Origin of the sequence: Microbacterium sp. HMWF026, from assembly GCF_003061325.1 — a bacterium.
GTDB classification, from domain to species: Bacteria; Actinomycetota; Actinomycetes; order Actinomycetales; family Microbacteriaceae; genus Microbacterium; species Microbacterium testaceum_E.
Genome location: NZ_QAJB01000037.1, coordinates 1 through 10,153, shown reverse-complemented (window position 1 = coordinate 10,153; position 10,153 = coordinate 1). Strand labels below are relative to the sequence as shown.

The following is a 10,153-nucleotide window of genomic DNA, read 5'->3' as shown; positions in this document are numbered from 1 at the left end:
CGTCGACAGCGTGGTCATGGCGGTCGGCCACGACGCGTGCCGCAGCGCCTGCGCGGTGTGGAAGCCCGCGACGTCGAGCGAGAACTCGCCCGGATCGCCGCCCACCTCGGTGAGCGAGCCCAGACGCGTGTAGCGGTAGAACGCGGTGTCCTCGACGCCCTTCGCCATCACGGGACCGGTCGTCTGCTGGAACCGCCAGGCGACCTCGAGGCTCGTGTCGGCGAGCACCGGGACGAGCTTCTCGATGACGTCGCCCAGTTCGGGGCGGCGCACCTCGGCCTCGCCCGCGGCGGCATCGAGGTGCGCGCGGCCGGCCGGCAGATAGGAGCGGTAGACGGGGAAGCAGGCGAGGATCTCGGCGAGCGCGTCCTGCAGGACGTCGGCCTCGAACTCCTCGCGAAGCGATGCGGGAAGCCCCCGCACGATGCGGCGGATCTCCGACACCTGGATCGAGTCGGCGATCTTGCGCTTGGTGTCGTGGATGAGGTCGTGCCAGCCGGTCAGCGGCGCGAGGTCGCTGTCGACGCGCAGGCGCGCATCGAGGGCGTCCAACGCCGCCTCTCCGGCGGGATCGGTCAGCACGCGGTCGATCTCGGCGAGGGCGTCGTAGCCGGTGGTGCCGGCGGTCTTCCACCACGAGGGCAGGGCTTCGCCGTGCTCGAGGATCTTCTCGCCGAGCACGTAGCCGACCTCGCCCTCGCCGGCGTCCTCGAGGGCGACGGCGAGCCGGTCGAGGTAGCCGCCCGGGTCGACGAGGCCGTCCGGGTGGTCCACGCGCAGTCCGTCCGCGAGCCCCTCGCGCACCCAGCGGAGGATCTCGGCGTGCGTGGCGTCGAACACCTCGGGCAGCTCGACGCGCACGCCCGCGAGGGTCGTCACCGCGAAGAACCGCCGGTAGTTGAGGTCGGCCGCCTCGTCCTGCCAGAACCGCAGCTCGAAGTTCTGCGCGGCGAGCAGCTGCTCGATCGCGGACCGCGAGCCCGAGGCCGCGGCATCCGTCCCCGTCCCCGGCGCGACCGGGAAGGCGTGCTCGTAGTAGCGGATCAGACCGTCGGGCGCATCGCCCGCGGGCGTCGGGTCGTACGAGATCTCGCCGATCTCGTCGGCCAGGTCGGCGCCCAGGATCGGCACGCGCACCTTGCCGTCGCCGAAGTCCCAGTCGATGTCGAACGAGTCCGCGTGGGCCGACGCGCGGCCCTGACGCAGGACGTCCCACCACCACGCGTTGCTGCGCGGCTCCGAGACGCCCATGTGGTTGGGGACGATGTCGATGAGGATGCCGAGCTCGTCGGCGCGCGCGGCGCGCACGAACCGGTCGAGCCCGTCGGCTCCTCCCCGCGCGGGGTCGACCCGGGTGACGTCGACGACGTCGTACCCGTGGTCGGACCCGGGCGTGGCCTCCAGCAGCGGCGAGAGGTACGCCCACGACACCCCGAGGTCACGGAGATAACCCGTGACCTCGGCGGCGTCGTCGAGGGTGAAGCTGTCGCGGATCTGCAGGCGGTAGGTCGAGAGCGGATGCCGCATGTCGCTCAGAGCTCCGGCTTGGGCGCCTGCCCGGGCAGGTCGTCGGTGCCGACGGTCTGGATCTGCGCCGTGAGCGAGGCGGCGACCGAGTGGTCGACCTCGGGCTCGGGCAAGTGGTGCTCGCGCAGCACCATGAGGGACTTCGGCTCGAGCGGGAGCGTCTCGCCCGGGTTGAGCGGCTCGGTGTTCGCGCGCTCTCCGGCGGTGTCGACGTACGCGTCCCACTTGGGGGCGTATTCGAAGTCGGGGAGGCGGAAGTCGACCTTGTCGTCACCGGCGTTGAACAGCACGAGGAAGTGGTCGTCGCTGATCGACTCGCCGCGGCGGTCGCGCTCGCGGATGCCCTGGCCGTTGAGGAAGACCCCCACCGCCAGGCCGAAGCCGTTGTCCCAGTCCTCGGGCTGCATGAGCGAGCCGTCGGGCCGCGTCCACACCACGTCGGGGATCGGCGCGCCCTCCTCCATCTTGACCGGGCGTCCGTCGAAGAACCGGCTGCGGCGGAAGGTGGGGTGCTGCTTGCGCAGACGAGCGAGGGCCGCGGTGAACTCGATCAGGGGGGTGTCGATGCTCGACCAGTCCACCCACGTGATCTCGTTGTCCTGGGCGTAGCCGTTGTTGTTGCCGCCCTGGGTGCGACCGAGTTCGTCGCCGTGCAGCAGCATCGGCACGCCCTGGCTCAGCAGCAGCGTCGCGATGAAGTTGCGCTGCTGCTGCGCACGGCGCTTGAGCACCTCGGGGTCGTCGGTGGGACCTTCGACGCCCATGTTGCTGGAGCGGTTGTGCGATTCGCCGTCGTTGTTGTCCTCGCCGTTGGCGTCGTTGTGCTTCTCGTTGTACGACACGAGGTCGCGCAGCGTGAAGCCGTCGTGGGCGGTGACGAAGTTGATGGATGCCACGGGGAAGCGGCCGGAGTGCTCGTACAGGTCGGCCGAGCCGGTCAGGCGCGAGGCGAACTCCGCGAGGGCCTGGGGCTCGCCGCGCCAGAAGTCGCGGACGGTGTCGCGGTACTTGCCGTTCCACTCGGTCCACTGGGGCGGGAAGTTGCCGACCTGGTATCCGCCGGGGCCGACGTCCCAGGGCTCGGCGATCAGCTTGACCTGCGAGACGATCGGGTCCTGCTGCACGAGTTCGAAGAACGCCGCGAGACGGTCGACCTCGTAGAACTCGCGCGCGAGGGTCGAGGCGAGGTCGAAGCGGAAGCCGTCGACGTGCATCTCGAGCACCCAGTAGCGCAGCGAGTCCATGATCAGCTGCAGCGTGTGGGGGTTGCCCACGTTCATGCTGTTGCCGGTGCCGGTGTAGTCGGTGTAGTAGCGCTTGTCGTCGTCCTCGAGGCGGTAGTACGCCTCGTTGTCGATGCCGCGCATCGACAGGGTGGGGCCCATGTGGTTGCCCTCGGCGGTGTGGTTGTAGACCACGTCGAGGATGACCTCGATGCCGGCGGCGTGCAGCGCCTTGACCATGGCCTTGAACTCCTGCACCTGCTGACCGTGGTCACCGGTCGAGGAGTAGGTGTTCTGCGGCGCGAGGAAGGCGATGGTGTTGTAGCCCCAGTAGTTCGACAGGCCCTTCTCTTCGAGGGTCGAGTCGTTCACGAACTGGTGCACCGGCATGAGCTCGATGGCGGTGATCCCGAGCTTCTTGAGGTGCTCGATGACCGCGGGGTGGGCGATGCCGGCGTAGGTGCCGCGCAGCTCCTCGGGGACGTCGGGGTGCAGCTGCGTCAGACCGCGCACGTGCGCCTCGTAGATGAAGCTCTCGGCATACGGGATCTTCGGCTGACGGTCGCCCGACCAGTCGAAGAACGGGTTGATGACCACGCCCTTCATCATGTGCGGGGCGGAATCCTCGTCGTTGAACGAGTCGGGGTCGCCGAACTCGTAGCTGAAGACCGGCTGGCCCCAATCGATCTGGCCCTCGACGGCCTTCGCGTAGGGGTCGAGCAGGAGCTTGGCGGGGTTGAAGCGCTTGCCGTTGGCGGGGTCGTACTCCCCGTGCACGCGATAGCCGTACCGCTGTCCGGGCTGGACGTTGGGAAGGTACGCGTGCCAGACGAAGGCGTCGACGTCGATGAGCTCGAAGCACGTCTCCGTTCCGTCCTCATCGAAGAGGCAGAGTTCTACCTTTTCCGCTCCTTCACTGAACAGGGCGAAGTTCGTCCCGTTACCGTCGTAAGTGGCCCCGAGGGGATAACTGGATCCTGGCCATACCTGCTGCACGTCGCTCACGATAGACCAGCGTCGTTTCCCGCGAAGGTCGCGGTCACGGCTGTTGACACCCGGCCACCCCCCGACTATGCGCGCGGGTCTCTTTACCGATCGGTCCCTCGGCGCGTCGTGCGCGTCAGGCGCGCTCGGGCGGATGCCGCAGCAGCTCGATGCGCTCGTCGAGGTAGCGCTCGAGGGGCATGTAGCCGCCGGCGGCGCTCCAGCGCACGAGCGCTTCGCCCTCGCGCACGGCCAGGGGCGCCGACCGGGCGTCCAGGCCGTCCAGGTCGAGGGGCCGCCAGCCGATGTGCACCGTCTCGCCCTCGGGGACTCCCCCGCGCGCCGCGGCGGCCGCGAGTTCCGCACGCCGACGCTGCGACTCGGCGGCGAAACCGCGGCGCACCTCGGCACGCGCCCGCACGATGTCGCCGGTCGCGAGCACGTCGCCGTCGGTCAGCAGCAGCACCCCCAAGTGCCAGGCCGTGCCCCGCGGCGCGATGCGGGAAGCACGGGGGATGCCGAGCAGCCTCCGCCCCTCCTGCAGGTCGCCGATGCGCTCGCGCGGCGCGTCCGCCAAGCGCTCGCGCGCTCCCCGCAGCAGATCCGTCACACGCTGGTTCACCGGTCCCCCTCGTCCCGCGCGGCGGCGGCCCGCTCGCGCGCACTCTCGGCCGCGCGCAGAGCGGCGGCGGCATCGGCGCGCTCCCCCTCGCGTGCGCGGACGGCTTCCTCGGCGGCCGCGAGATCGCGTTCGGCCTTCGACAGCTCCGCCCGCAGGCCGTCGACGCGCTCGCCGGCCCGGTCGGATCGTTCGCGCGACGTCGCGAGTCGCCGGTCGCTCGCCGTCAGCTCGCGTTCGGCGTCGGCGCGGGTCCGCTCGGCCTCGCGCAGCGCCCGTTCCGCGGCCTTGCGGGCGCGGCGGGCGGCGAGATCGTCCCGGGCCGCAGCGGGCGCAGGCACGATCTCGGGCACCGAGCCCGCCACCGCGTCGCCGAAAGACCCGGCATCCAGATCCGCGAGGTCGACGGCCGCCGTCAGCCGCCCGGTCAGGATGGCGGCCGCCGCCCGCTCGTCGACGATCGCGGCGTTCACGGTCTTCTGCACGGCGTCGGCGACGGACGCGCTCAGCGGCGTACCCGCCTCGGCGGCGAGTTCCGCGGCGCGGCGGGCGAGAGCGGCGACCAGCTGACGACGCTGACGGCCCAGGCGCGACAGTTCGGCGGCATCCAGGTCGTCCTGGGCCTCGTGCAGGGCGCGCGACAGCTCGACCGCCTCGCCCAGCTGCCCGTCGCGGACGAGCAGGTTGACCGCCCACGCGGCTACCGTGGGCTTGCGCAGCTTCGCGATCCGACGCCCCAGAGCACCGCCCGCGGCGGCGCGTTCGTTGCGCGTCGCGGTGAAACGCGCGGGCGGGAGTGAGAGCAGCTCGGCGGCGACCTCGTCGAGGCGGTCGTCGTCGTCGCTCATCGTCCCATTCTGGTGCCCCCGCTCAGAGGGGGACCACCCCGGGCCGCGGACCCCTGATCTCGCGGTGCAGTCGTTCCATCCGGCTGTCCAACTCGGCGGCGGTGACGGCCGCGTCCTTCAGCTCGGCGAGCAGCTCGTCGGGGACGAGGCGGTCGTACTTGTAATAGATCTTGTGCTCGAGGCTCGCCCAGAAGTCCATCGCGATGGTGCGGAACTGCACCTCGACGGGAACATCCACGCGACCGGTGGACAGGTAGACGGGCACCTCGACGATGACGTGCAAGCTCTTGTACCCGTTCGCCTTGGGCTGGGCGATGTAATCCTTCACGTCGCGGACGGTGATGTCGTCCTGACGGGTGAGCAGGTCGGACAGCCGATAGGCGTCGTCGATGAAGGAGCACGTGACGCGGATGCCGGCGATGTCCGTGATCGCCGCGCGGATCGAGTCGAAGTCGGTGTCGATGCCCTTGCGGCGCACTTTGTCGACCAAGCTGTCGGGCGACTTCACCCGGCTCGAGACGTGCTCGATCGGGTTGTACGCGTGCATCTCCTGGAACTCCTCGCGCAGGATCGAGATCTTCGTCTCGACCTCGGCGAGTCCGAAGCGGTACTCCATGAGGAAGCGCTGGAATTCGTCGCGCATCGCCCGCAGAGCCGCTCCCGAGACGGTGATCTGCTGATCGTCCAGCGGGTCGGCCATGCTGCGACGCTAACGAGCCGGTCTACGAGGTCGCTGAAAGTCCGTCACGCGGGGATTCGGAAGCGCGCGGGACGAGCTCTCCGTCGACGACGTCGATGCCGATCAGCCCCTGGAAGACGTCCGGCAGGTCGTCGGGGTCGTCCGCTGGTCCGGGATGCCGCGGGGTCGGGGGATGAGTCACGGTGCCCTCCTTCCGTGCTGGTTCCCACAGTGACACGCGCGGCGCACCGACACCCCCCGTCTTGACAACCGTTCCGGGGCGGTGGATGCTCCCCGCTCTGGCGTATCGTGGGCCGCATGGGGACCATTCATTACGGGGGAAGCGGTACCACGGTCCACATCGAGGACCGCGCTCTGGCCCACCTGAAAGTCGTGATCTCGACCAAGCTCCGCCGCGGCGAGAGCTTCACGCTGTCGTGGCGGCACCGCGACGACGAGGAACGCGGACGCAGCACGCTGTGGCTGCACCCCGCGATCCCCCTGCGCTTCGTCTTCGACGAGACGGAGCCCACCACGCTGAGCCGGGAGTGGATCGAACGCCTGGCCGACAGTGCGAACTCGTCGGGCGGCATCATGCTCGTCCCTGAGGACATCACACCGACCGAGCGCAGCGGTCCGGCCGAGCGCAGCGAGAAGAGCTGAGGCTCAGCCCTCTTCGACGTGGGCGTCCTCGCTCGGCTCGGGCGTGATCGCCAGGCCGTTCGGGCCCGACGCCGCGAGCATCAGGTCTTCGACCCAGACGCGGTTGATGCGCGGCTGGCGGCTGCCGTAGAAGTGGAACTGGATGGGCACCGAGGGGTGCATCCAGAAGCTGCGGCGACCGCTGCCGTCGCCGACCTCGACGTCGAACATGAACGACTCCGAGCGGCGCAGCTTGTTCATCACGACGATGCGCAGGTGCGCGAGCGTGCGGTCGTCGATGTCGACGGCGTTGGCGACGGTGTCGTAGATGAATCGGCCCATGCGTGCGAGCCTATCCGAGGAACGCACGTTCATCCGCTTTCCGGGATGCCACGTCGCCGCGGGCGAAGCAACCCCCGCGGAACGGTCTCTCCAGCGCGACTAACGTTCCGGTGTGGGAACGCTCTACTACGGCGACGTCGCGACTCCGATCGATATCGAGGATCGCGCGCTCGCGCACGTCAAAGTCGTCATCGCCACCAAGCTGCGCCGCGGCGAGAGCTTCACGCTCTCGTGGACGCACGGCCCGGGCCAAGAGGTGGGGCGCAGCACGGTGTGGCTGCACCCGTCGATCCCCCTGCGCTTCGTCTTCGACGAGCCGGAGCCGGCACTGCTCAGTCGCGCGTGGATCGAGGCGCTCGCGAACTCCGCGAACTCCTCGGGCGGCCTCCTGCTGGTTCCCGAACCGGAGGCCCCCGGGGCCTGAGTCAGGCCATCGGCTGATCGAGGATCTCTCGCGCGCCCTCTTCGACGGCGGTGGGGACGACGAGCGGCCGACCCGCCGAGAACGCCTCCCACTCGCGCAGGACGATCGCCTCGACGTGGACCGGATCTTCGAGGGGGTAGGCGGCGCACAAGCGCGTCACGACCTCCTGGAACGACGCGACCTCGATCCCGTCGATGACGTGGACGGCGTCGAGGGCGCGGTCGGACGACGTATCGCGCACGATGCTGTCGTCCATATCCTCATGTTTTCACGGACGCCCACGGGCGCCTAATGATCGCGAGGAAAGAAGGCCGCCTACACACCTTGTCGGTGAGCGACGACGGCACTCAGTGCGCGGATGCGGCGTCCACGGGGTGCGGGTCGACCTGGTCGACGGCATCCTGCAGACGCCCGAGGCACGCGATGACCGCCGAACTCTCTTCGGGCGTCATGTCGACGACCGCCGACATCATGCGCGCGTGCATGGATCCGAGCGTGGCGCGCACCTCGTCATCGCTCGCGGCGGTCGCGACGATGAAGATGCTGCGGCGGTCGGTGGGGTGCGGCACGCGCGTGACGTGGCCGGACTTCTCGAGTCGGTCGACGATCGCCGTCGTGGAGGCGGTGGACACGCCCAGGTAGCGGGTGAGCTCGCTCGGCGAGACCTGGCGTTGCTGACCGGCGGCCTTCAGCAGGTATCGCAGGACGAGCAGCTCGTTCTCGCCCATCGACATGGACTCGCGTGTGCGGCGGCGCATCGCCACCTCGGCGGCCCGGTACACGCGGAACGCCTGCAGCACGTCGACGGCGCGGCGCCGGCGGTCTTCGTCACTCGCGCCATACCAGTAGCGCGACGAATCCGAACCGTTTTCCACCAGGGCATCTTATGCCAGGACCACTCGTCCAGCCCCCTGCCGGTGCGCAAGATGGACAGGTACGATGGAAAGTAGAACGGTTACCTACTTGATCGGCAACGAAGACACTAGCGCACCGAGGAAACCGGGGAGGCGACATGCGAAACTCAGCGACAGCGGACGACGTGGTGAGAGCCCTCAACGACCTCACGGATTCGGGGATCGCCTCCGAGCGCGCCGCGCTCAGTTCGCTCGGAATCGGACCCAATGACGCGAAGGTGCTGCGGTTCCTGCTGCAGCGCGGTCCGGACGACGAACCCGTCACGCCCCGCATGCTCGCGTCGATGCTCGGCATCTCGTCCGCCGCCACCACCGCTTTGATCGACCGCCTCGCCGAGGCGGGCTGGGTCGAGCGCGAGCCGTATCCCGGCGATCGCCGATCGATCGTCGTCCGCGAGAAGATCGACCCCGACTCCCCCGCCCGCCGCATCCTGTCGGTGCGTCGGGCCTCGGCCGTGGCTGCTGCCGCCCGACTCGGCCCCGCCGAGCGCCGGATCGTGGCGGACTTCCTCGACGACATCGCCCGCGGAGAACGCGAGGACATCGACGAGCTGGCCGTGGACGACCGGCAGTCGCGCGCGAGCTGAAGCCCGGCCCGCATGACGAAGCCCCCGCGATCCACGATCGCGGGGGCTTCGTCATACGCTCACTCGGTCGAACGTCCGGTCTCGGACTGCAGACGCTCGATCTGCTCCGAGGCCTCGGCCTTGGTCAGATCGGCGGGGATCTCCTCGCCGGCCTGGCGCGCGAGCGTGTCGAGGTAGCTGCGCTGGGGCGCCGTCATCGGCTCGTCGCCGGTCACCCAGTCCGACGGGTCCTTCTCGGCGGGGTTGTCGCTCTCGCGCGTCGCACCCAGGGTCTCTTCTTCACGGGAGGTATCGCTCATGCTCGAAGGCTAGGCGCGCGATGAGCCACCGCACCCCGGGATTGACAGAGCGCACAGCCGGGTGCGGCATCCTTGTTCGATGCCCGACGAGTCCCCTCCCCTCGACGTCCAGGTCGACACGTACGAGCGGGATGGGGTGCGCACGCGGGTGACCCGTACGTCGACGGGGGTGAAGTCGGGGCCGACGTTCGTCCTCATCGCCGGGATCGGCGTCGCCGCGACCTACTTCGAGTTCCTCGCCCCGCTGCTCGCCGAGCGCGGCGACGTCCTCGCGCTCGACCTGCCCGGGTTCGGCGGGGTCCCGGCATCCGGACGACAGCCCACCGCCGCGTTCTTCGCGGACCAGGTCGAGGGGGTGCTCGACCACTACGACCTCGACGATCCGGTCCTGCTGGGGCACTCGATGGGGACGCAGGTCGTCACCGAGGTGCTCGCGCGACGCGCCGGTCTGTCGCACGCCGTGCTCGTCAGCCCCGTCGTCGACGAGGGCGAGGCGAACGCCCTCGTCCAGGCGGTGCGGTTCGTGCAGTCGACCGCGCGCGAGTCGATCCACATCGCGCTGCTGGCGTTCTCGGCCTACCTGCTGTGCGGAGTGCTGTACTTCCTCGAGGCGCTGCCGCACATGCTGCGCTACCGCATCTCTGACCGCGTGGGGCTGGGTCACGCGCGCCTGCTCCTTCTGCGCGGCGAGTTCGACCGCCCCTCTCCGCGTCGCCTGCACTCGCGCCTGGTGTCGCGGGCGCGCCGGGCGCGGCGGTGGGAGATCGAGGGGGCGGCGCACTGCGTCGTCAACTCCCACGCGGTCGGCGTCGCTCGACTGGTGCTGCGTCACATCGACGACGATCTCGCGGCGAAGGGGCGGATGCCGGCGGCCGAGGCCGCGGTGCCGCCGGCCGCCCACGCCGACCTGAGCATGGTCCTGGGCGCGATGGCCAGCCGCTTCGCCGAGTGGATCAGCGCCGCGGCGAAGAACGAGGACGGCGTCGAGAGGGCCAAGGTGCGGCACGCGCGCGTGCTGTGGCGGGCCTATCGGCCGAAGGGCTGAGGACTACTCCCGAGGGCCCG

At 69.9% G+C, this 10,153-nt stretch carries 14 protein-coding genes; 4 read left to right on the top strand and 10 right to left on the bottom strand.

Annotated elements, in window-relative coordinates:
• The 6 genes from treY to DBR36_RS17475 form a co-directional block, all read right to left on the bottom strand.
• Positions 1-1,527, bottom strand: a 1,527-nt coding sequence (gene treY, locus DBR36_RS01610) for a malto-oligosyltrehalose synthase (RefSeq protein ID WP_108317276.1), incomplete at its 3' end; no start/stop codon positions are given.
• Positions 1,528-1,532: 5 nt separating this feature from the next.
• Positions 1,533-3,755, bottom strand: coding sequence for a glycogen debranching protein GlgX (glgX, locus tag DBR36_RS01605; RefSeq protein ID WP_258222506.1), 2,223 nt, complete (start codon positions 3,753-3,755; stop codon positions 1,533-1,535).
• A gap of 115 nt (positions 3,756-3,870) precedes the next feature.
• On the bottom strand, positions 3,871-4,356 hold the full coding sequence (locus DBR36_RS01600) for a glutaminase (RefSeq protein WP_258222505.1): 486 nt from the start codon (positions 4,354-4,356) through the stop codon (positions 3,871-3,873).
• Positions 4,353-5,201 carry a transposase gene (locus tag DBR36_RS01595; protein ID WP_108317275.1) on the bottom strand — a complete coding sequence of 283 codons (849 nt, stop codon included), beginning with the start codon at positions 5,199-5,201 and terminating at the stop codon, positions 4,353-4,355. The genes DBR36_RS01600 and DBR36_RS01595 overlap by 4 nt, the downstream gene beginning before the upstream one ends.
• Before the next feature lie 22 nt (positions 5,202-5,223).
• Positions 5,224-5,901 carry a GTP pyrophosphokinase family protein gene (locus DBR36_RS01590; protein WP_108317274.1) on the bottom strand — a complete coding sequence of 226 codons (678 nt, stop codon included), beginning with the start codon at positions 5,899-5,901 and terminating at the stop codon, positions 5,224-5,226.
• A gap of 22 nt (positions 5,902-5,923) precedes the next feature.
• Complete coding sequence (locus DBR36_RS17475) at positions 5,924-6,082, bottom strand: hypothetical protein (RefSeq protein WP_181373437.1); 159 nt, start codon at positions 6,080-6,082, stop codon at positions 5,924-5,926.
• Between the two features lie 116 nt (positions 6,083-6,198).
• Here DBR36_RS17475 and DBR36_RS01585 point away from each other — a divergent pair, with 116 nt between their 5' ends.
• The gene (locus DBR36_RS01585) at positions 6,199-6,543 is read left to right on the top strand and encodes a hypothetical protein (protein ID WP_108317273.1); all 345 of its coding nucleotides are present in this window, start codon (positions 6,199-6,201) and stop codon (positions 6,541-6,543) included.
• A gap of 3 nt (positions 6,544-6,546) precedes the next feature.
• Here the strand turns inward: DBR36_RS01585 and DBR36_RS01580 are convergent, their stop codons facing one another.
• On the bottom strand, positions 6,547-6,864 hold the full coding sequence (locus DBR36_RS01580; protein WP_055959437.1) for a hypothetical protein: 318 nt from the start codon (positions 6,862-6,864) through the stop codon (positions 6,547-6,549).
• A 112-nt stretch (positions 6,865-6,976) separates the two neighbouring features.
• Between DBR36_RS01580 and DBR36_RS01575 the strand changes: the two genes are divergently transcribed.
• A complete protein-coding gene (locus DBR36_RS01575) occupies positions 6,977-7,288 on the top strand; it encodes a hypothetical protein (RefSeq protein WP_108317272.1) in 312 nt (103 codons plus the stop codon).
• A 1-nt stretch (position 7,289) separates the two neighbouring features.
• Here DBR36_RS01575 and DBR36_RS01570 read toward each other — a convergent pair whose 3' ends face one another.
• Together DBR36_RS01570 and DBR36_RS01565 are read right to left on the bottom strand one after the other, a co-directional pair.
• Positions 7,290-7,544, bottom strand: coding sequence for a hypothetical protein (locus tag DBR36_RS01570; RefSeq protein ID WP_108317271.1), 255 nt, complete (start codon positions 7,542-7,544; stop codon positions 7,290-7,292).
• A 91-nt stretch (positions 7,545-7,635) separates the two neighbouring features.
• Positions 7,636-8,163 carry a MarR family winged helix-turn-helix transcriptional regulator gene (locus DBR36_RS01565; RefSeq protein ID WP_108317270.1) on the bottom strand — a complete coding sequence of 176 codons (528 nt, stop codon included), beginning with the start codon at positions 8,161-8,163 and terminating at the stop codon, positions 7,636-7,638.
• Between the two features lie 137 nt (positions 8,164-8,300).
• On the opposite strand from DBR36_RS01565, the gene DBR36_RS01560 reads away from it, so the two are divergent.
• Positions 8,301-8,789 carry a MarR family winged helix-turn-helix transcriptional regulator gene (locus DBR36_RS01560; RefSeq protein WP_108317269.1) on the top strand — a complete coding sequence of 163 codons (489 nt, stop codon included), beginning with the start codon at positions 8,301-8,303 and terminating at the stop codon, positions 8,787-8,789.
• Positions 8,790-8,848: 59 nt separating this feature from the next.
• Here the strand turns inward: DBR36_RS01560 and DBR36_RS01555 are convergent, their stop codons facing one another.
• On the bottom strand, positions 8,849-9,088 hold the full coding sequence (locus DBR36_RS01555; RefSeq protein WP_108317268.1) for a DUF3072 domain-containing protein: 240 nt from the start codon (positions 9,086-9,088) through the stop codon (positions 8,849-8,851).
• Positions 9,089-9,167: 79 nt separating this feature from the next.
• Between DBR36_RS01555 and DBR36_RS01550 the strand changes: the two genes are divergently transcribed.
• The gene (locus tag DBR36_RS01550) at positions 9,168-10,133 is read left to right on the top strand and encodes an alpha/beta fold hydrolase (protein WP_108317267.1); all 966 of its coding nucleotides are present in this window, start codon (positions 9,168-9,170) and stop codon (positions 10,131-10,133) included.
• The last annotated feature ends 20 nt before the right edge of the window (positions 10,134-10,153 follow it).

Bases quoted from the DNA above. Each gene is read 5' to 3' on its own strand.
- DBR36_RS01595 (WP_108317275.1), bottom strand. From the start codon at position 5,201: ATGAGCGACGACGACGACCGCCTCGACGAGGTCGCCGCCGAGCTGCTC.
- DBR36_RS01590 (WP_108317274.1), bottom strand. From the start codon at position 5,901: ATGGCCGACCCGCTGGACGATCAGCAGATCACCGTCTCGGGAGCGGCT.
- DBR36_RS01585 (WP_108317273.1), top strand. From the start codon at position 6,199: ATGGGGACCATTCATTACGGGGGAAGCGGTACCACGGTCCACATCGAG.
- DBR36_RS01580 (WP_055959437.1), bottom strand. From the start codon at position 6,864: ATGGGCCGATTCATCTACGACACCGTCGCCAACGCCGTCGACATCGAC.
- DBR36_RS01570 (WP_108317271.1), bottom strand. From the start codon at position 7,544: ATGGACGACAGCATCGTGCGCGATACGTCGTCCGACCGCGCCCTCGAC.
- DBR36_RS01560 (WP_108317269.1), top strand. From the start codon at position 8,301: ATGCGAAACTCAGCGACAGCGGACGACGTGGTGAGAGCCCTCAACGAC.
- DBR36_RS01555 (WP_108317268.1), bottom strand. From the start codon at position 9,088: ATGAGCGATACCTCCCGTGAAGAAGAGACCCTGGGTGCGACGCGCGAG.
- DBR36_RS01550 (WP_108317267.1), top strand. From the start codon at position 9,168: ATGCCCGACGAGTCCCCTCCCCTCGACGTCCAGGTCGACACGTACGAG.